Source organism: Ruegeria sp. AM9, assembly GCF_056540565.1.
The window spans coordinates 151,221-171,395 of record NZ_JBQFWY010000007.1 but is presented as its reverse complement, the minus strand read 5'-3'; the positions used below and the strand labels follow the sequence as shown (position 1 = coordinate 171,395).

Below are 20,175 nucleotides of genomic sequence, written 5' to 3'. Positions count from 1 at the left end.
GTTTTCATTCAGATGTTTACCGTTTGCAAGCCCGTTCGCAAGCTGGCGCGCACCGCCGCCGTACTGGCAACCGCCGCCTTTCTGGCCGCCTGTGATGTCAGCACCATTGGCGGCGGGCCGTCGATCAACACATCCGAACCTGTCCCTGTCGCCCTGCTGGTACCCGCCGGATCGGGGCAGTCAGGCGATGCCGCACTGGCGCGCAGCCTTGAAAACGCGGCCCGTCTGGCGATGTCGGACCTGCAGAACGTCAAGATTGATCTGCGGGTCTATGACACGCGCGGCAGTTCCAACGCGGCCGCCGAGGTTGCGCAGCGCGCGGTTGCCGACGGGGCCAAGATCATTCTGGGGCCAGTCTATGCACAAGCGGCAAATTCCGCTGGTCTGGCCGTACTGAATAACAATGTGAATGTTCTGTCCTTCTCGAACAACACAAGCATCGCCGGCGGAAATGTGTTTGTGCTGGGTCCGACATTTGACAATACGGCCAATCGGCTGGTCGGTTTTGCCGGGTCGCAGGGCAAGAACAATATGGTCATCGTCCACAGCAACGACGCTGCGGGCCAACTGGGCCAGAGCGCCATTGCCAATGCACTTGCCAACAGCCGCGTGAACAATGCCGGTTCGGTCGGCTATGACCGATCGCAGCAAGGGGTCATCAACGCGGTCCCGTCCGTCAAGGCAGCCGCGGACGCGTCGGGCGCAGATTCGCTGTTCCTGACCGCCACCACGGCCGGAGCGTTGCCGCTTTTCACTCAGTTGCTGCCCGAAGCGGGCGTTTCCACCGCAAATACGCAGTATATCGGCCTCACACGCTGGGATATCCCGCCGCAAACACTTGATCTGCCGGGTGTACAAGGCGGCTGGTTCGCGCTGCCTGATCCATCCAAGGCGCAAGCCTATCGCCAGCGGTACAACAACACCTATGGTGAAGCCCCGCACCCGATCAGCGGCTTGGCCTATGACGGTATCGCGGCCATCGCCGCTCTGGTCAGCCAGGGCAAATCCAACGCGCTGACCGCCTCGGCGCTGACACAGAACGCCGGTTTCCAAGGCGTCGGCGGCATCTTCCGCCTGCGTCCGAACGGTACGAATGAACGCGGTCTGGCAGTCGCCACGATCCAGAATAAACAGGTAGTAGTGATTGACCCTGCCCCACAAAGCTTCACCGGCGCCGGTTTCTGATCAATCGGTGCTGACGCTCATCCCAAAGGGTGAGTTGATCTGCCCGGCCGATGACATATTCGACAGCGCCGCCGTGATGGCACAGTTGTCGGAAGCGTTTGACAAGACCTCGGACAATGGTGCGCGGCGGAACGAAACCGTGCGCATTCTGCGGGACGCCCAGAAAGCCGGGCGTCAGGCCATTGCCGATGCCTTTGCCAAACGCCCCTTTGACGCACGGCCGCTGACCCATTCCTATACCTACCTGACCGACGGTTTGGTCTGCACGGCGATGCACGTCTCCAGCGAAGTACTGCACCCTCTGGCCACGCCGACACAGGGTGAAAAGATCGCGGTGATGGCCGTGGGCGGCTATGGGCGGGGTGAGATGGCCCCGGCTTCTGACGTCGATCTGCTGTTCCTGACGCCGTACAAGATCACCGCCTGGGCCGAGAGCGTGATCGAATCCATGCTGTATATCCTGTGGGACTTGCGGCTGAAGGTCGGTCATTCCTCGCGCACCATCAAGGATTGCCTGCGGCTGGGCACCGAGGATTTCACCATCCGCACCGCCATGCTGGAACAGCGGTATCTGGCAGGGGAAAAGGACCTTGGAACAGAACTGGACACCCGTCTGAAATCCGACCTGTTCAAGGGCACCGAGCGGCAATTCATCGAAGCCAAGCTACAGGAACGCGACGAGCGCCACCTGAAGCAGGGCCAGCGCTATATGGTCGAGCCCAATGTCAAAGAGGGCAAGGGCGGGCTGCGCGATCTGCAATCGCTCTATTGGATCGCGAAATACATCTATGGCGTTCAGGATGTGGCCGAACTGGTGCCGCTTGGCCTGTTCACACCGGATGAGTTCGAGACCTTCGTGAAGGCCGAAGATTTCCTCTGGGCGGTGCGGTCGCACCTGCATCTGGTCACCGGGCGCGCCACGGAACAGCTGACCTTTGACATGCAGGTCGAGGTCGCTGCCCGCATGGGCTACGAGGATCGGGCCGGCCGCCGTGGCGTCGAAGTCTTCATGCAGCGCTATTTCCGCGAAGCTACACGGGTGGGAGAGCTGACGCGGATCTTCCTGACCAAGCTGGAAGCGACCCATATGAAGGGTGCGGCGCTGCTCGAGCGGATTTTTCGCCGCCGCCCCCGTGTCAAATCGGGCTATGCCGTCGTGCATGGCCGTCTGGATGTGGCTGACCCCGAAACGTTTCTGGCCGACAAGCTGAACCTGCTGCGCCTGTTTGACGAGGGGCTGCGGACGGGCATGCTGATCCACCCGGACGCGATGCGTTTGGTCAGCGCCAATCTGAATCTGATCGACGAGGATATGCGCGAAAACAAGGAGGCGCAGCGCATCTTCCTTGATCTGATGCTGAAACACGGCAACCCTGAACGCGCCCTGCGCCGGATGAACGAACTGGGTGTCCTGTCGGCCTTCCTGCCCGAGTTCGAGCACATCGTGGCGATGATGCAGTTCAACATGTATCACAGCTATACGGTCGATGAGCACACCATCCAGTGTATCGTCAACCTGAACCAGATCGAACGCGGAGAACTGGTGGAATCGCTGCCTCTGGCCTCGTCGATCCTGAAAGAGGGCGTCAATCGCAAGGTTCTGTATGTGGCCCTGCTGATCCATGACATTGCCAAGGGGCGGCCTGAAGATCACTCGATCCTGGGTGCGCAGATGGCGCGCAAAATCGCCCCGCGTCTGGGTTTGAGCAAAAAGGATTCCGAAACCGTGGAATGGCTGGTGCGGTATCACCTGCTGATGTCGGACATGGCGCAGAAACGCGACATCTCGGACCCGCGCACGGTGCGCGATTTCGCCAAGGCGGTGAAGACGGTCAAGCGGCTGGACCTGCTGACCGTAATGACGGTCTGCGATATCCGCGGCGTCGGCCCAAATACATGGAACAACTGGAAGGCCACTCTGCTGCGGGCCCTGCACGCGGAAACCAAGCGCGCGCTTGAAACCGGGATGGAGGACCTCAACCGCGCCAATCGCGGCACCGAGGCGAAAAAAGCGTTGCGGGCAGAACTGGCCGATTGGTCCAAAGCCGACCTCAAATCCGAGACCGGGCGGCATTATCCACCCTATTGGCAGGGTCTGAACCTGTCGACCCATGTGGAATTTGCCGAAATGCTGCGGACGCTGGAACACAGCGGTGATCCCGGCGAGATGGAAATTCGCCTGCATCCCGACGAAGACCGCGACGCCACCCGCGCCTGTTTCGCGATGGGCGACCACCCAGGGATTTTCGCGCGGATCGCGGGGGCTCTGGCCCTTGTCGGGGCGAACGTTGTGGATGCGCGCAGTTATACCACCAAGGACGGTTACGTGACCGACGCATTCTGGATTCAGGATGCCGAAGGCCACCCGTTCGAGGCCAGCCGCCTGCCGCGCCTGACCCAGATGATCCACAAGACGCTGAAAGGTGAGGTCGTCGCCCGCGAGGCGCTGAAATCACGCGACAAGATCAAGAAGCGCGAGCGTGCCTTCAACGTGCCCACCCATATCACCTTCGACAATGACGGGTCCGAGATTTATACTATTATCGAGGTCGATACCCGAGACCGCCCCGGTCTGCTGTATGATCTGACGCGCACGCTGGCCGCGGCCAATGTCTATATCGCCAACGCAGTGATCGCGACCTATGGCGAGCAGGTGGTGGACACGTTCTACGTCAAGGACATGTTCGGGCTGAAATACCATTCGGAAAGCAAGCAGCGCACGCTTGAAGGCAAGCTGCGCAAGGCCATCACCGAAGGCGCCGAGCGCGCGGCCTCATGAAGCAGATCCGGCTGTTTTCAGGCCTGTTCACGGTAGGGTTCTGGACTCTGGCCAGCCGTATTCTGGGCTTCCTGCGAGAAATCCTGCTAACCGCCTATATCGGGCCGGGGCCGGTGATGGATGCCTTTGTCGCCGCCTTCCGTCTGCCCAACATGTTCCGCCGCTTCTTTGCCGAAGGCGCGTTCAACGCCGCCTTTGTGCCGATGTTCTCGAAACGGCTGGAAGGGGATGAAAACGCCGAGGGCTTTGCGCAGGACGCTTTCAACCTGCTGGCTGTGGCCGTTCTGGCGCTGGTTGGGCTGGCGATGGTGTTCATGCCCGCTTTGGTCTGGATCACCGCCGAAGGGTTCTATGGCGACGAACGGTTCGATCTGGCGGTCGATTATGGCTATGTTGTCTTCCCCTACATCCTGTTCATGTCGCTAGCGGCGTTGTTTTCGGGCGTTCTGAACGCCACCGGACGCTTTGCCGCTGCCGCCGCTGCGCCCGTGTTGCTGAATATTTTTGCGTGTACGGCCTTGATCACCGGGGCCGCGATGGGCGGCGAGGTGATCCGATGGCTGATCACCATCATCCCGCTGGCGGGCATTGCGCAACTGGCGCTGGTCTGGATCGCCACCGAACGGGCTGGCATCCGCATCAGACTCGGCCTGCCGAAACTCAGCCCCGAGATGCGCCGCATGGTCCGCATCGCTGTTCCGGCGGCACTCGCCATGGGCGTCACACAGGTCAATCTGGTCGTGGGTCAGCTGGTGGCCTCGAAAACCGAAAAGGCCGTGAGCTGGCTGTTTGCGGCGGATCGGCTGTATCAATTGCCCCTGGGCGTCGTAGGCATTGCTGTCGGCATCGTTCTGCTGCCCGACCTGTCGCGACGGCTGCGCTCCGGGGACAAGGACGGCGCCCGCAACGCCTTTTCCCGCGCCGGAGAGTTCACGCTGTTGCTGACCATCCCCTCGACCGTGGCATTTGTGGTTCTGCCCAACCCGATCGTCTCGGTCCTGTTCGAGCGTGGCCAATTCAGCGCAGAAGACACCGCCGCCACGGCGCTGGCAGTGGCCATCTATGGCATCGGCCTGCCCGCCTTCATGCTGCAGAAACTGTTGCAGCCGCTGTTCTTCGCGCGCGAGGATACGCGAAGCCCGTTCCACTATGCCGTGGTCGCCATGATCATAAACGCCGGTCTGGCCTTTGGCCTCTATCCGCTGGTGGGGTGGATCGCGCCTGCCATTGCGGCGTCGGCCGCCGGTTGGGCGATGGTCGCCTTATTGGCCATAGGTGCGCGCCGGATGGGCGAAGAGGCGCGGTTTGATGACCGGTTCAAACGCCGGGCGTGGCGCATCGTGGCGGCGTCATTGGGGATGGGCGTTGTGCTGTATGCCGCCATCCACCTGTTCGGCTGGACCTTCGACCTGCCCGGCTGGCGCTATCTGGCGCTGATCCTCCTGATCAAGGTTGCGGCCGCGTCTTATTTCTTCCTCGGCCACCTGTTCGGCGCGTTCGAAGTGTCCGAGTTCAGAAAGGCCCTGCGCCGGTCGTGATCAGTCGCGGCGGATACGCCGCACGATCCGCGCCCAGCCGCCCGGCGCCAGAAAGAAGGACAGACCAAACCCGGTGGCAAACCCGCCCAGATCGGCCACCCAATCCGAGGTGCCGCCAAACAGCAGGCCAAAGACCAGCTGGATGCCCATCAGCGCCGCGATCAGGCCAAAGGCACGGTGTTGATTTTCACCAACCAGCGACAGTTTGCGCCACAGCAGCCATGTAAACGCACCGATCAGGCCGTAGACCGGTGGGAACCCTCCGACCAGCGGATAGCTCGGGTCCAGCAGCAGCGCATAGGCCAGCGCACCGCCCACGCCGGACAGCACAAAGACCACCAGCATCTGAAACCCGCCAAAGACCTCGGCCACCATCTTGCCCATGGCCAGCAGGAAGACGCAGACAAAGATGGCCTGCGTAAAGCTGCCGGACACGAACGGGTAGGTCACAAACCGGATCACATGTTCAAACGGCCAGCGCCCGTTTTCCACCATCCAGTCGAAGATATCAGGCGAGAAGGAATAGCTTTGCAGCGCGTCCAGCCGCCAGCCCACCGCCGACGGCCCGCCGACCAGACCACGCGTACCCAGGGTGAAGGCCAGTTCCACCCCCATGATGAACACCACCAGCGCCACCACAACCGGCGGCAGGGGGTTCACTGCGGGTGTATAATTCTCACTGCTCATTGGGCTGGCCTTTCGCGGCTGTTGACGTCCCTTGGCCTCATGGGTAAGCGACGGGGGCTGATTTTTCCAGATGGGAGTTCCCTTCGATGACCGAAACCAAGTTCACGCCGCGCGTGTTTTCCGGCATCCAGCCTTCGGGAAACCTGCACCTTGGCAACTATCTGGGTGCGCTCAAGCGGTTCGTCGACATGCAGGGACCTGAGTTCGAGACCATCTATTGCATGGTTGATCTGCACGCGATCACCGTCTGGCAGGACCCGGCCCGCCTGCGTGAAAAAACCCGCGAGGTCTGCGCAGGCTTTATCGCCGCCGGTCTGGACCCCGAGCAATCGGTCCTGTTCAACCAAAGCCAGGTGCCCGAGCACACGCAACTGGCGTGGATTTTCAACTGTATCGCCCGGATGGGCTGGATGCAGCGGATGACGCAATTCAAGGACAAGGCGGGCAAGAACGCGCAGAACGCCTCGCTGGGTCTGTTTGCCTATCCGGCGCTGATGGCGGCGGATATTCTGACCTATCACGCCACGCATGTGCCGGTGGGGGAAGACCAGAAACAGCATCTGGAACTGACCCGCGACATTGCGATCAAGTTCAACCATGACTACGGCGTCGATTTCTTTCCGGTGACCGAACCGGTGATCGGCGGCCCCGCACCGCGGGTGATGAACCTGCGGGACGGGTCGCGCAAGATGTCGTCTTCGGACCCGTCAGACATGACGCGGATCAACATGACCGACGATGCGGACACAATTGCGAAGAAAATCCGCAAGGCCAAGACCGACCCGGACGCCCTGCCCTCGGAAATCGATGGCCTGTCGGAGCGTCCTGAGGCGCGCAATCTGGTCAACATCTACGCCGCACTCAGCGACCAGACGGCCGAGCAGGTTCTGGCCGAAATGGGTGGCAAACAGTTCGGTGAGTTCAAACCGATGCTGGCGGAGCTGGCGGTTGCGAAACTGGCACCGATCTCGTCCGAAATGGCCCGCCTGATGGGGGAAGAGGCCGAAATCGACCAGATTCTGGCCAAGGGCGCGGAAAAAGCGCGGGCGATTGCGGCCCCGATCCTGCAGCAGACCTACGAAATCGTGGGCATGGTTGGTGCAAAACAGGGCTGATTGCTCTGGACCTTGCCTCAACGCCTTCCTAGGTTTGCGCAAAAGCTTGGGAGGGCGTCATGGCAGTCGGCAAGAACATCCGCACCTATTTCGAAGGTCAGTGGCATGACGGGAACGCCCCGATCATGCGGGCCGCCGACCATGGATCATGGCTGGGATCGTCGGTCTTTGACGGCGCGCGTTTTTTCGAAGGCATGGCCCCGGATCTTGAGGCGCACTGCGCCCGCGTGAACCGGTCCGCCGAGGCGCTGATGCTGACGCCCTCGGTGACCACCGAACAGATGGTCGAGATCGTCCGCGAGGGGCTGGAAGTTTTCGGCCCCGAGTCGGCCGTTTACATCCGCCCGATGTATTGGGGCATCGACGGCGACGCCACGGCCATCGTCCCGCAGGAAAACAGCACCGGCTTTGCCATCTGTCTGGAAGAGATTCCGATGGCCCCTGAAACCGCCTCGGTCACGCTGGGATATACGCGGTTCCGCCGCCCGGTTCTGGAATCCTCGGTCGTGAATGCCAAGGCCGGGTGCCTGTACCCCAACAACGCACGGATGCTGCAGGAGGCGCGCTCCAACGGGTTCTCGAACGCGCTGGTCGCTGACGCTTTGGGCCATGTGGCCGAAACCGCCACCACAAACATCTTCATGACCCGTGACGGAGAGGTCTTCACCCCTGTCCCCAACGGCACCTTTCTGGCCGGGATCACCCGCGCGCGCCATATCAGGAACCTGCGCGCCGATGGCGTAACCGTGCACGAAACGATCCTCAGCTTTGACGATTTCAGCAAGGCGGATGAGGTCTTCATGACCGGCAACATGAGCAAGATCACCCCGGTCACCGCAATCGAAGACACCCAATATCAGGTCGGACCCATCGCCCGCCGCGCCCGCGAGATGTATTGGGACTGGGCGGCAAGCACAGGCTAGGCTCTGGTTGCCAGCGTGCATCTGGTCGGGCATGATCGCCTGAAATAACCGAAGGACACTTCATGCGCAAATTTCTGGTCGTTCTGGATGACAGCCGCGAATGCCTGAACGCGATGCGCTTTGCCGCCATGCGTGCGGCCCATACGGGCGGCGGCGTAACGATCCTGTCGGTCATCCCGCCGGATGAGTTCAACCACTGGATCGGTGTGGCAGAAGTGATGCGCGAAGAGGCCCGCGAACGCATTCACGCCCATTACGAGGTGTTCGCCAAGTGGATGCGCGACAAGCAGGGCGTTGACCCGGAACTGGCCATCCGCGAAGGCGACCCGGTTCCGCAAATCATCGAACACGTCCAGTCTGACCCCGAGATCGGAGTTCTGGTGCTGGGCGCGGGGGTCGAAAAGAAGGGCCCCGGCCCGCTGGTGACGCAGTTGACCAAGAATTCAGGCAGCCTGCCGATCCCGATCACCATCGTCCCCGGCGACCTGAGCAAGGAAAAGCTGGAAGAGATCACCTGAGGCCCGCCCATGCCGCGCAGCATCCAGTTCTGGTTCGAATTCGCCTCGACCTATTCCTATCTCAGCGCGGTGCGGATCGAGGATTTGGCGGCGCAGTACGGGGTCTCGGTCGAATGGCATCCCTTTTTGCTGGGTCCAATTTTCGCCGCGCAAGGCTGGGACAATTCGCCGTTCAACATCTACCCTGCCAAAGGACGCTATATGTGGCGCGATATGGAGCGGTTGTCGGCCCGGCGCGGCGTGCGGTTCACCCGGCCTGATCCGTTTCCGCAAAATGGCCTGAAAGCCGCGCGGCTTGTTCTGTCGATCGACGCCCAACCGCAAAGAGCTGCGTTTGTCCGCGCTGTTTATGCCGCGGAGTTTGTCGATGGCCTGAACATCTCGGACGACGATGTGCTGGTTGATTGCCTGTCGCAGGCCAGCCTGCCTGCCGACACGCTGGCCCGCTGTCAGGACCCCGACATCAAGGCCGCCCTGATCGAACAGACGAAAACGGCCCAGACCAAGGGGATTTTCGGGGCTCCCAGCTTTCTGGTGGGGGATGAGCTGTTTTGGGGCGACGACCGGCTGGATGAAGCGATGCAACTGGTGGTCGAAATTTAGAACGGTTCCAAATCTTGACTTCCCCGGCGCGGACCCGCATATCAGTCACAACTGAAACGGAGCCGTGACATGTTCATCCAGACCGAATCCACGCCGAACCCCGCAACGCTGAAATTCCTGCCCGGCCAGATCGTTCTGGAGGCTGGAACCGCAGACTTCCCCACGGCGGAAGCCGGGGAAAGATCGCCCCTGGCCAAGCGCATCTTTACGGTCAGCGGTGTGACCGGCGTGTTCCTGGGCAATGACTTCGTGACCGTGACCAAATCTGACGACGTTCAGTGGGATCACATCAAGCCCGCCATTCTGGGCGCGGTGATGGAGCATTTCCAGTCCGGTCAGCCGGTACTTGGCTCGGACGCCCAGGCCGCTTCGGGCCACGCCGAACACACCGGTGAGGACGCGGAAATCGTCAACCAGATCAAGGACCTGCTGGACAGCCGCGTACGCCCGGCGGTGGCCCAGGATGGGGGTGACATCACCTTCCACGGGTTTGACCGCGGCGTCGTCTACCTGCACATGCAGGGTGCCTGCGCGGGTTGCCCGTCCTCGACCCTGACGCTGAAAATGGGGATCGAGAACCTGCTGCGCCATTACATCCCAGAGGTGACCGAGGTACGCCCCGTTGCCGTCTGACCCGCTGATTCTGGCGTTTGATACATCGGCCGCGCATTGCGCGGCCGCTTTGTTGCGGGGTGACAGCATCCTCGTATCGCACACCGATCCCATGACACGCGGTCAGGCCGAACGGCTGATGCCGCTGCTGGAAGACGTTCTGGCCCAAGCAGACTGCACCTGGAGTGACCTGACGGCCATTGGCGTTGGAATCGGGCCGGGGAACTTCACCGGCATCCGTATTTCGGTCTCGGCCGCGCGGGGCCTGGCGCTGGGGCTTGGAATACCGGCTGTGGGCGTTTCGGGCTTCGACGCGTTGGCCGAAATCGGCGATGGGCTGCCCGCTATCCGCGCCCCGCGCGAACAGGTCTATGTCACGTTGCCGGGGCAGAACCCGGCATTGATGGCGCAGGAACAGGCAGAATCACTCGGGACCCTGATCCTGAACGATGATGCGGACGCACAGGTGCGGGCCATCGCCCGGCTGGCGGCGCAAAACTGGCAGAGCGTCACCACGCCCCCGGCCCCGCTTTATGTGCGGCCCGCCGACGCGGCGCCGTCGAAAGACACCCCCCCTGCCTTGCTGGACGGATGACCCCGCAGGATCTGGCCCATATCCACGCGGCGGCTTTCACGCAGTCGCGCCCCTGGACGGATCAGGAGTTTACCGATCTTCTGGACAACCGATTCACCCATGTGATTGGGAACACTGAGTCTTTTGCCCTGTTCCAAGTCATCGCGGATGAGGCCGAGCTGCTGACGATCGCAACCCATCCCAGCCGTCAACGGCGGGGTCTGGCACTGAAATCCATGCACGAATGGCACGCGACAGCCCGAAAACTGGGCGCGACCCGTGCTTTTCTGGACGTTGCGGCAGATAACCACCCCGCCATCGCGCTCTATGAACGGTGCGGATACAGGCCCTGCGGCCTGCGCAAAGGCTACTATCTGCGCGAAAACGCTGGAAAAATCGACGCCATTGTCATGGAATGCGATCTGACCTGAGGGGCCGCAACTGGTTTTTTCGACCAACCGGTCAAAAATCAGTTGACCCGGCCTGTTGCAAACGCCCTTAATTCCCGCCATCACAACAGTTATGCTCGCTCACAGTGGGTAACCGGGGCTATCTTGGCCCCGACCGACAATAACAAACGGGAGTATGAAATGACCCTGATGAAATCCTTGATGGGCGCTGCCGCCGCCGTCGCGCTGACTGCTGGTGCGGCCCTTGCCGAACCGGCCCTGATCTTTGACCTGGGCGGCAAGTTCGACAAGTCGTTCAACGAGGCCGCACATAACGGCGCGTCGCGTTGGGCCGAGGAAACCGGCGGCACCTACCGTGAGATCGAACTGCAGTCCGAAGCCCAGCGCGAACAGGCTCTGCGCCGTTTCGCCGAAGCTGGCCTAAGCCCGATCATCACCATGGGTTTCGCAATGGCCGATCCGCTCAGCACGGTTGTCGGCGATTACCCCGACACGAAATTTGTCGTGGTCGATGTGAACTGGCTGGACGCGCCGAACCTGCGCCAGGTTGGCTTTGCCGAGCATGAAGGCTCGTACCTGGTCGGCATGATGGCCGCCATGGCCTCGGAATCCGGCACCATCGGTTTCATTGGCGGTATGGATGTTCCGCTGATCCGTCATTTCGGCTGCGGCTACGCGCAAGGTGCCAAAGCGGTGAACCCGGATATCAACGTGGTTGCAAACATGACCGGCACCACTCCGGCGGCATGGAACGACCCGGTAAAAGGTTCTGAACTGACCAAAGCACAGATCAGCCAAGGCGCGGACGTGGTCTATGCCGCAGCTGGCGGCACCGGCGTCGGTGTTCTGCAAACCGCAGCCGACGAAGGCATCCTGTCAATCGGCGTGGACAGCAACCAGAACCACCTGCACCCGGGCAAGGTTCTGACCTCGATGCTGAAACGCGTTGACGTCGCCGTCTACGACGCGATGAACGCAGGCGACGGCCTGGAAACCGGCGTATTTGCCATGGGTCTGGCCGAAGACGGTGTTGGCGTTGCGATGGACGAAAACAACGCTGAACTGGTCTCGGATGAGATGAAAGCGGCCGTTGAAAAAGCCCGTCAGGACATCATCGACGGCAATGTCAGCGTTGTCAGCTATTACGAGAACGACAGCTGCCCGGCACTGCAGTTCTGATATCGCGCGGGGCGGGGGTTTGACCTCCGCCTCGCATCCACTCTGCTGCGCGATCCGCGCGGCCCTTCGGCAATCTGAGGACAAGACATGACCGTCCCCGCCATTGAGCTCAAAGGGATTTCCAAAGCCTTTGGGCCGGTTCAGGCCAACAAAGACATTTCCATCAGCGTCGCCCCCGGCACGATCCACGGGATCATCGGAGAAAACGGTGCGGGCAAATCAACGCTGATGAGCATTCTCTACGGGTTTTACAAAGCCGATAAAGGCGAGATCTGGATCAACGGCACCAAGACCGATATCCCTGACAGTCAGGCCGCGATTGCAGCTGGCATCGGGATGGTGTTCCAGCATTTCAAACTGGTCGAGAATTTCACCGTTCTGGAAAACATTGTTCTGGGCGCCGAGGATGGCGGGCTGCTGGCCCCGTCCCTGACCAAGGCCCGCAAAGAGCTGAAAGAGCTGGAAGAAGAATACGAGCTGTTCGTCGACCCCGACAAACGTATCGACGAGATCGGTGTGGGGATGCAGCAGCGGGTTGAGATCCTGAAGGCGCTGTACCGCAAGGCCGAGATCCTGATCCTTGACGAACCCACCGGCGTTCTAACCCCGGCCGAGGCCGATCAGTTGTTCCGCATCCTCGACCGGCTGCGGGCCGAAGGGAAAACGATCATCGTTATCACGCATAAACTGCGTGAGATCATGGAAAACACCGACACCGTCTCGGTCATGCGGCGCGGTCAGATGACCGCAACCGTAAAAACCGCCGAGACCAGCCCCGAAGAACTGGCCGAACTGATGGTGGGCCGTAAAGTTCTGCTGCAGGTCGACAAAGTACCTGCAAAACCGGGCAAACCTATTCTTGAGGTCGAAAACCTGCGCGTGTTTGACTCGGCCGGCGTTGAGCGGGTCAAAGGCATCGACCTGACCGTCCGCGCGGGTGAGATCGTCGGCATCGCCGGCGTAGCGGGCAATGGCCAGTCGGAACTGCTTGAGGTTCTGGGTGGGATGCGCCCCGGTCAGGGCTCGATCAAGCTGAACGGCGCGCCTCTGGCGCTCAGCGGGCACGGGTCTGACGGGCAGGCCCGCCGCGCGCAACACATCGCCCACGTGCCCGAGGACCGCCAGCGCGAAGGGCTGATCATGGACTTCCACGCGTGGGAGAATGTGGCCTTCGGTTATCACCGCGACCCCGCCTATCAGCGCGGTATCTTCATGGACAACGCCGCTCTGCGCGCAGACACCGAAGCCAAGATCGAGAAATTCGACGTGCGCCCGCCCAATGGCTGGCTGACCGCCAAAAGCTTCTCGGGCGGCAACCAACAGAAAATCGTCGTCGCGCGCGAGATTGAACGCAACCCGGACCTGTTGCTGGTCGGTCAGCCCACCCGTGGTGTGGACATCGGCGCGATCGAGTTCATTCACAAACAGATCGTCGCCCTGCGCGATCAGGGCAAGGCAATCCTGCTGGTCTCGGTCGAGTTGGAGGAAATCTTCTCGCTGTCCGACCGGATCGCCGTGATGTTTGACGGACATATCATGGGCGAACGCCTGCCCCATGAGACGGATGAAAAAGAACTGGGCCTGTTGATGGCCGGCGTTGCGGGAGAGGCCGCGTAACATGGATAAAATGCCCAAATGGGCCGATGTCGTCCTGATCCCGCTGATCAGCCTGATACTGGCCACAATCCTTTCAGCGCTGGTGATACTCGCCATTGGCGAAAACCCGGTCGAGGCGGTGAATCTGATGGTCACCGGCGCGCTGGGTTCGACCTATGGCTGGGGCTACACGCTCTATTACGCGACCAACTTCATGTTCACCGGGCTGGCCGTGGCGGTAGCCTTCCACGCGCGGCTGTTCAACATCGGCGGTGAAGGTCAGGCCATGCTGGGCGGGCTGGGCGTTGCCATGGCCTGCCTCTACATTCCGTGGCCGCATTGGAGCATTGCCCTGCTGGGCGCCGGGCTTGCTGCGGCCCTGTTCGGTGCCGCATGGGCCGCGATCCCGGCCTATCTGCAGGCCAAGCGCGGCAGCCATATCGTGATCACCACGATCATGTTTAACTTCATCGCAGCCGCCTTCCTGAACTACATGCTGGTCAACGTCATGCGCCCGCAGGGCTCGCAAGACCCGGCAACGGCGCGTTTCCCTGAGGCGGTGCATCTGCCGACCTTCCAGTCGATGTTCTCGACCGCCGAAAACGTGGTGTTCCGGGGCGCGCCTGCGAATATCTCGTTCTTCGTGGCGGTTCTGGCCTGTTTTGTTGTCTGGGCGCTGATCTGGCGCACGCGGCTGGGCTATGAAATCCGTGCCTATGGCCATTCCGAGACCGGGGCCATCTACGCCGGGATTTCGCCGGTTCGTATCACCATTGTCGCGATGCTGGTCTCGGGCGCGCTGGCCGGTCTGATGGCGATCAACAACGTGATGGGCGAGGCGGAACGGCTGGTCCTCAACTCCACCGAAGGCGCGGGCTTTATCGGCATCGCGGTGGCGCTGATGGGGCGGTCGCATCCGTTTGGCGTATTCCTGGCGGCGCTGCTGTTCGGGTTCCTCTATCAGGGTGGGGCCGAACTGGCATTGTGGACCTCGATCCCGCGTGAACTGATCGTGGTCATTCAGGCACTGGTGATCCTGTTCACCGGAGCCTTGGACAACATGGTCAGGATGCCGCTTGAAAAGCTGTTCCTGAGCCTGCGGAAGAAGGGGGCAGAGTGATGGAGTTTTTCCTTACCCTCATCCAGGTCCTCGATTCGACGATCCGTCTGGCCACGCCGCTGCTGCTGGCCTGTCTGGCGGGGCTCTATTCCGAACGCGCGGGCATTTTCGACATTGGTCTTGAAGGCAAGATGCTGATGTCGGCCTTTTTCTCGGCCGCCGTGGCCGCTGTGACCGGGTCGGTCTGGTTGGGCCTGCTGGCAGGCATCGCATCCTCGCTGGCTCTGTCAGGATTGCACGGGCTGGCCTCGATCACCTTCAGAGGCAATCAGTTGATTTCGGGTGTAGCGATCAACTTCCTTGCATCTGGCCTTACCGTGTTGATTGCACAAAGTTGGTTCAAACAGGGCGGGCGTACGCCTTCACTCTTCGGCGAAGCTCGATTCGAATCCGCAGAGTTCCCTTATGCAATCGGCCCCGAAGATGCTGAACTAACTGGGCAACCGGTTTCTGAACTGATGTCTGACACCAATTCTGTTCACATGGTGTACTCCGAACTTATTTCCGGTCATTCCATTCTGGTCTACGTGGCCTTCCTCATGGTTCCGCTGACGTGGTGGATTCTGTACCGCACCCGGTTCGGCCTGCGCCTGCGTGCCGTCGGTGAAAACCCGGCGGCTGTGGATACCGCCGGTGTGTCGGTCGTTGGCCTGCGCTTTGCCGCCGTCGCCATTTGCGGCGTATTGTGTGGGATCGCGGGGGCCTATCTGGCGACCGCTCTGCAGGCCGGATTCGTCAAGGAAATGACTGCCGGTCGCGGGTTCATCGCCCTGGCCGCGCTGATCTTTGCGAAATGGCGGCCTTGGCACGCAATGTGGGCTTGTCTTCTGTTCGGTCTGCTGCAAGCGATTGCACTGCGGTTCCAGAACATCGATCTGGGCGGCGTGGTCATCCCGGTGCAGGTGATGGACGCCCTGCCCTATATCCTGACCGTGGTCATTCTGGCCGGGTTCGTCGGCAAAGCGGTGCCACCGCGCGCCGGGGGCGAGCCCTATGTGAAAGAACGCTGACAGGTCCAGTTCCGAACTCCTGTCAGTCCAGTTCGCCGCAGTGCCGCATGTAGAGTTGATTTTACATGCGGCAACCGCTCTAAAGGGGTATGAGTGTGTTTCCTGTGATAGCCGAGATCGGATCTTCCCACATCAGGGTACCGGAAACACAAAAACGCCCGCTTTTCGGGTGCCTTCCTGTTCTTCAGCAAAATCGTACCGCCGGGGACCAGCCCGCGCGTTCGATATTCACCATGTGGCCGTGGGGTTTGCCCCCAACGCGCCGCATTAATGCCTCATCCAAATGGTTTGAGACAGTCCGGGCCGCCCAAGGTGGCGCGGCCGCTCTCATCCGGTAATTCCACATGCAGATTTACCTTCCTATCGCCGAAGTCTCCGTCAATGCCTTTCTGCTGTTGGGGCTGGGCGGGATGGTCGGTATCCTGTCCGGCATGTTTGGCGTCGGCGGCGGGTTCCTGATGACGCCGCTGCTGTTCTTCATTGGCATCCCCCCCGCCGTTGCTGTCGCGACCGAAGCCAACCAGATCGTCGCCTCGTCCTTTTCCGGCGTGCTGGCGCATTTCCGACGAAGGACGGTGGACCTGAGAATGGGCACGGTCCTGTTAACCGGGGGGTTAATAGGCGCGGCTCTTGGCGTGGTGGTGTTCAACTATCTCAAGAGCCTGGGTCAGGTCGATCTGCTGGTCACCCTGTGTTACGTCGTCTTTCTTGGCGTGGTCGGCAGCCTGATGTTCATCGAAAGCCTGCGGGCGCTGCGCAAGGCCAAAAAGGGCGGCGGAGCCCCTGCAAAACGGCGCCAGCGGGGCTGGGTCCATGCCATGCCGCTCAAGATGCGCTTTCGCACCTCGGGCCTCTATATCTCGGTCATTCCGCCGATGATGGTCGGGCTGTGTGTTGGCGTTCTGTCGGCAATCATGGGGGTCGGCGGCGGCTTTATCATGGTCCCAGCGATGATCTACCTGCTGGGCATGCCCACCAAGGTCGTGGTTGGAACCTCGCTGTTTCAGATCATTTTCGTGACGGCGTTCACCACCATGCTGCACGCCACCACGAACTATACGGTCGATATCGTTCTGGCGGTTCTGCTGCTGGTTGGTGGCGTCGTGGGCGCGCAGATCGGCACGGTGATCGGCGCGCGAATGCCGGCCGAGCAACTGCGGGTGCTGTTGGCAGCCCTGGTTCTGGTGGTCTGCGGCAAGCTAGCGCTGGACCTGCTGATCGAACCGTCCGAGCTCTACTCGCTTGGCAGCGAAGGGGGGCACTGATCATGCTGAAACGCCTGATTGCCCTGCTGATCCTGTGCTGCACCCCTGCCCTTGCGGTGGACGAGCAGGTTGTGCTGGGCCTCAGCCAGGATCGGGTGGCCATTACCGCAACGTTCGATGGCTCGGAAATCCTGATCTTTGGGGCCGTCAAACGGGAAACCCCTATTCCGCCCGGCCCGCCGCTTGAGGTGATCGTGGCCGTGGCCGGACCCTCCAGCCCGGTGATGGTCCGGCGCAAGGCACGCAAACTGGGGATCTGGGTCAATACCGACAGCGTTCTGGTCGACCTTGCGCCCAGCTTTTACGCGGTAGCCACCAGCGGGCCGTTGGGCGACATCCTCTCGGATACCGAGGACCTGCGCTATCGCATCTCGATCGAACGGGCCATCCGCTCGGTCGGGGCGGCGATGCATATCCGGGGCGCTCAGTCATTTGCGGATGCCGTGGTGCGCATCCGCGAGGATGAGGGGCTGTATTCGATCCGCGAAAACACCGTGGCGGTGGACGAACAAACCCTGTTCCGGACCTCAATCGCTATGCCCGCCGACCTGACCGAAGGCGACTACAGGGCGCGCATCTTCCTGACCCGTGGCAAACAGGTCATCTCGCAGTTCGAGACCACCATCGACGTGCGCAAGGTGGGGCTGGAGCGGTTCCTCTACAACCTGTCGCGTCAGCAACCTGTCTGGTACGGGCTGATGTCGCTGGTCATCGCCATCGCGGCTGGTTGGGGCGCGTCCACCGCGTTCCGGCTGTTGCGCGAGAACTGACGCCTAACCGCGGCCGATATAGGGCATCGTCGTGGCCATCACGGTCATGAACTGCACATTGGCCTCGGGCGGAAGGCTGGCCATATGCAACACCGAGCGCGCCGCGTCTTCGACGGCCATGGTCGGGTCGGGCTGCTGTCCGGCGTCAACGGCTGCGTCCACCAGACCTTGCACCATCTGCGTGCGCGCATTGCCGATATCGATCTGACCGCAGGCGATCCCGAATGGCCGCCCGTCCAGTGACAGGCTGCGGGTCAGTCCGGTGATGGCATGTTTCGTCGTTGAGTAGTGCACCGAGTTCTCACGCGGCACATAGGCGGCAATCGAGCCGTTGTTGATGATGCGTCCGCCTTGCGGGGATTGGTGGCGCATGATCCGAAATGCCTCGCGCGCGCTCAGGAACATGCCGTTCAGGTTGACGTTCACGCTTTGGTACCAGTCCTCCAGCGCGATCTCGTCAATCGTGCCACCGGGCGCGAATATCCCTGCGTTGTTGAACAGCACGTCCAGATGGCCGGCCTTGTCCTGAAAGGTTTGGAACGCGGCCTGAACCGCATCCGGATCGGTCACATCCGCGACCAGAGGGATGGCAGTGTCATGGACCAAGGCAATCTGGTGCAGTTTATCCGCACTGCGGGCCAATAAACCAACCGTCCAGCCCTCGGTCAGGAACAGTTCCGCCGTGGCCCGCCCGATGCCCGAGCTTGCGCCGGTTACGATGATGGTGCTCATGTCTCTTCGGCCTCCAATGTCAGCGATGCCACTGGAGCGGCCCGCAGATCGTCCACGCGCAGCGGATGGGTGGGCTTGGCCAGACGGTTGCGTACCACCCAGATCAGGCGCTCTTGTGCGCGGGTGATGGCCACATAAGCCAAGCGCTTCCACAGGGGCTGTCCGGCCTCAGACCGGCCCATACGGGCAGCGGCGTAGATGTCTGGCGCAAAGACCTGCACCGTATCCCATTGCGACCCCTGCGCCTTGTGGATGGTCACCGCTGCGCCATGTAGAAAGGTCGCGCCCATGCGGGCGGCAAAAGGGATGAAGGGTTCTTCCTCATCCGGCTTTTCGATCTTGACGATAGACGCGGCGCTGACCTGCGGATCTTCGGCCCCCATCACGTGCAGGCGCGAAAATCCCGGCTTGCGCCCCGGCCCCAGATAGATGACCTGAGCCCCCTTGATCAGTCCGCGCGCCTCAAGGTCCAGACGTTTCTTGCGGTGCTTCAGCGGCAGTTCGATCCCGTCGCAGATCAGCGGTTCGCCCTCCAGCAGCTCGGTATCCGGTGCGCCGTGGACATTCCGGAAGGCCTGGATCAAACGAATGCGCGTGGCGTTGCGCCAGACCAGAACCGGACTGCGGGCCATCAGATCGACCTCGACCCGCTGCCCCCAGACTACGCGGTCATCCTGACGGGCGGTCTGTTCGATCAGCCGTTCGAAATCCTCGAACCCCATTTGCGGGTCAGCCAGCGCGTGGGCGAGGTCGAGAATCGGGTTGTCCGCATCCTGCCGGTGAACCCGGTGCAAAACCTGCTTGCGCGGCTCGGGCAGTGCTTCAAACACCATGCTGCCGGATTGATTGACCGGGGCCAGCTGGGCCGGGTCGCCAAACAGCAGCAGGGTCGGAAAAATTTCCTGCAAGTCTTCGAACTGCCGGTCGTCCAGCATCGAGGCTTCATCGACAAAGCCGATATCCAGCGGTTCATCCCGGCGTTTCCAGCCGGTGATGAAATCGGACCCGCGCAGACCTGCGGCGGCCAGCGCACCGGGGATGGATTTGTTGTTCTGATAGAAGGCTGCGGCGCGGTCCAGCGCTTCGTCGGTCAGGCCTTCGATCTCGGGGCGTTCGTCATTGCCCGCCAGCCATTCGGCGATGCGTTCGTATTCCGGATCATAGACCGGCGTATAAAGGATGCGGTGAATTGTCGTCGCAGGCACGCCGCGCAGGCGCAAGACGCTGGCCGCTTTGTTGGTGGGTGCCAGAATGGCGAGGCTGCGCTTTTCCTTTGCCTTGCGGCTTTCGAAATCGCCCGAGACGATCTGCACCCCGGTTTCGGCCAGCGCCTTGTATAGCTCGGCCAGTAACAGGGTTTTGCCTGACCCTGCCTTGCCGATCACCGCCATGACACCGGATTTCCCCACCCCCGGAAGCTTCAGTAGGGCGTCGTCATTCAGGTCAACACCGGCCGATCGCAGCATCTCGGCGATGCTGTCATAGGCGGCGGCCTGATCTTCGGAAAAGGTCACGGGGGGCATAGACATGGCGCGACCCTACAGGGCCACGCCAGCTAT

19 protein-coding genes are annotated in these 20,175 nt (G+C 61.5%); 16 read left to right on the top strand and 3 right to left on the bottom strand.

Annotated features, from left to right (window positions below):
- Positions 1-12: 12 nt before the first annotated feature.
- From ACR0DO_RS13735 to murJ, 3 genes are read left to right on the top strand one after another with little or no spacing between them, the layout of a single operon-like run.
- Positions 13-1,185 carry a penicillin-binding protein activator gene (locus ACR0DO_RS13735; RefSeq protein WP_480559509.1) on the top strand — a complete coding sequence of 391 codons (1,173 nt, stop codon included), beginning with the start codon at positions 13-15 and terminating at the stop codon, positions 1,183-1,185.
- The gene (locus ACR0DO_RS13730) at positions 1,145-3,964 is read left to right on the top strand and encodes a [protein-PII] uridylyltransferase (RefSeq protein WP_480559507.1); all 2,820 of its coding nucleotides are present in this window, start codon (positions 1,145-1,147) and stop codon (positions 3,962-3,964) included. The genes ACR0DO_RS13735 and ACR0DO_RS13730 overlap by 41 nt, the downstream gene beginning before the upstream one ends.
- A complete protein-coding gene (gene murJ / locus ACR0DO_RS13725) occupies positions 3,961-5,502 on the top strand; it encodes a murein biosynthesis integral membrane protein MurJ (RefSeq protein WP_480559505.1) in 1,542 nt (513 codons plus the stop codon). The genes ACR0DO_RS13730 and murJ overlap by 4 nt, the downstream gene beginning before the upstream one ends.
- Here murJ and ACR0DO_RS13720 read toward each other — a convergent pair whose 3' ends face one another.
- Positions 5,503-6,189 carry a rhomboid family intramembrane serine protease gene (locus tag ACR0DO_RS13720; protein WP_170446083.1) on the bottom strand — a complete coding sequence of 229 codons (687 nt, stop codon included), beginning with the start codon at positions 6,187-6,189 and terminating at the stop codon, positions 5,503-5,505.
- Positions 6,190-6,275: 86 nt separating this feature from the next.
- On the opposite strand from ACR0DO_RS13720, the gene trpS reads away from it, so the two are divergent.
- The 13 genes from trpS to ACR0DO_RS13655 all read left to right on the top strand — a co-directional run bounded on the left by trpS (position 6,276) and on the right by ACR0DO_RS13655 (position 17,884).
- Positions 6,276-7,304 (top strand): tryptophan--tRNA ligase, encoded by a 1,029-nt coding sequence (gene trpS, locus ACR0DO_RS13715; RefSeq protein WP_480559503.1) that lies wholly within the window; start codon positions 6,276-6,278, stop codon positions 7,302-7,304.
- 59 nt (positions 7,305-7,363) lie between these two features.
- On the top strand, positions 7,364-8,227 hold the full coding sequence (locus tag ACR0DO_RS13710; RefSeq protein ID WP_480559501.1) for a branched-chain amino acid aminotransferase: 864 nt from the start codon (positions 7,364-7,366) through the stop codon (positions 8,225-8,227).
- Between the two features lie 62 nt (positions 8,228-8,289).
- Positions 8,290-8,745 carry a universal stress protein gene (locus tag ACR0DO_RS13705; RefSeq protein ID WP_209195306.1) on the top strand — a complete coding sequence of 152 codons (456 nt, stop codon included), beginning with the start codon at positions 8,290-8,292 and terminating at the stop codon, positions 8,743-8,745.
- 9 nt (positions 8,746-8,754) lie between these two features.
- Positions 8,755-9,348: a DsbA family protein gene (locus ACR0DO_RS13700; RefSeq protein WP_480559499.1), complete on the top strand. Its 594-nt coding sequence runs from the start codon at positions 8,755-8,757 to the stop codon at positions 9,346-9,348.
- A gap of 69 nt (positions 9,349-9,417) precedes the next feature.
- Complete coding sequence (locus ACR0DO_RS13695; protein WP_170446095.1) at positions 9,418-9,981, top strand: NifU family protein; 564 nt, start codon at positions 9,418-9,420, stop codon at positions 9,979-9,981.
- Positions 9,971-10,555, top strand: coding sequence for a tRNA (adenosine(37)-N6)-threonylcarbamoyltransferase complex dimerization subunit type 1 TsaB (tsaB, locus tag ACR0DO_RS13690; RefSeq protein ID WP_480559496.1), 585 nt, complete (start codon positions 9,971-9,973; stop codon positions 10,553-10,555). The genes ACR0DO_RS13695 and tsaB overlap by 11 nt, the downstream gene beginning before the upstream one ends.
- A complete protein-coding gene (locus tag ACR0DO_RS13685) occupies positions 10,552-10,965 on the top strand; it encodes a GNAT family N-acetyltransferase (RefSeq protein WP_480559494.1) in 414 nt (137 codons plus the stop codon). The genes tsaB and ACR0DO_RS13685 overlap by 4 nt, the downstream gene beginning before the upstream one ends.
- 159 nt (positions 10,966-11,124) lie before the next feature.
- Positions 11,125-12,123: a BMP family ABC transporter substrate-binding protein gene (locus ACR0DO_RS13680; RefSeq protein WP_170446105.1), complete on the top strand. Its 999-nt coding sequence runs from the start codon at positions 11,125-11,127 to the stop codon at positions 12,121-12,123.
- A gap of 87 nt (positions 12,124-12,210) precedes the next feature.
- Complete coding sequence (locus ACR0DO_RS13675; protein WP_480559492.1) at positions 12,211-13,740, top strand: ABC transporter ATP-binding protein; 1,530 nt, start codon at positions 12,211-12,213, stop codon at positions 13,738-13,740.
- A gap of 1 nt (position 13,741) precedes the next feature.
- The gene (locus tag ACR0DO_RS13670; protein ID WP_170446111.1) at positions 13,742-14,839 is read left to right on the top strand and encodes an ABC transporter permease; all 1,098 of its coding nucleotides are present in this window, start codon (positions 13,742-13,744) and stop codon (positions 14,837-14,839) included.
- A complete protein-coding gene (locus ACR0DO_RS13665; RefSeq protein ID WP_480559490.1) occupies positions 14,839-15,849 on the top strand; it encodes an ABC transporter permease in 1,011 nt (336 codons plus the stop codon). Before ACR0DO_RS13670 ends, ACR0DO_RS13665 begins: the two co-directional genes overlap by 1 nt.
- A 344-nt stretch (positions 15,850-16,193) precedes the next feature.
- Positions 16,194-17,114, top strand: coding sequence for a sulfite exporter TauE/SafE family protein (locus tag ACR0DO_RS13660; RefSeq protein WP_170673504.1), 921 nt, complete (start codon positions 16,194-16,196; stop codon positions 17,112-17,114).
- A 2-nt stretch (positions 17,115-17,116) separates the two neighbouring features.
- Positions 17,117-17,884, top strand: a complete 768-nt coding sequence (locus ACR0DO_RS13655; RefSeq protein ID WP_170446120.1) for a TIGR02186 family protein — start codon at positions 17,117-17,119, stop codon at positions 17,882-17,884.
- Positions 17,885-17,887: 3 nt separating this feature from the next.
- Here the strand turns inward: ACR0DO_RS13655 and ACR0DO_RS13650 are convergent, their stop codons facing one another.
- Both ACR0DO_RS13650 and ACR0DO_RS13645 read right to left on the bottom strand, forming a co-directional pair.
- Positions 17,888-18,616: an SDR family oxidoreductase gene (locus ACR0DO_RS13650; RefSeq protein ID WP_480559488.1), complete on the bottom strand. Its 729-nt coding sequence runs from the start codon at positions 18,614-18,616 to the stop codon at positions 17,888-17,890.
- Positions 18,613-20,145: an ATP-dependent DNA helicase gene (locus tag ACR0DO_RS13645; protein WP_480559486.1), complete on the bottom strand. Its 1,533-nt coding sequence runs from the start codon at positions 20,143-20,145 to the stop codon at positions 18,613-18,615. The genes ACR0DO_RS13650 and ACR0DO_RS13645 overlap by 4 nt, the downstream gene beginning before the upstream one ends.
- Positions 20,146-20,175: the final 30 nt, after the last annotated feature.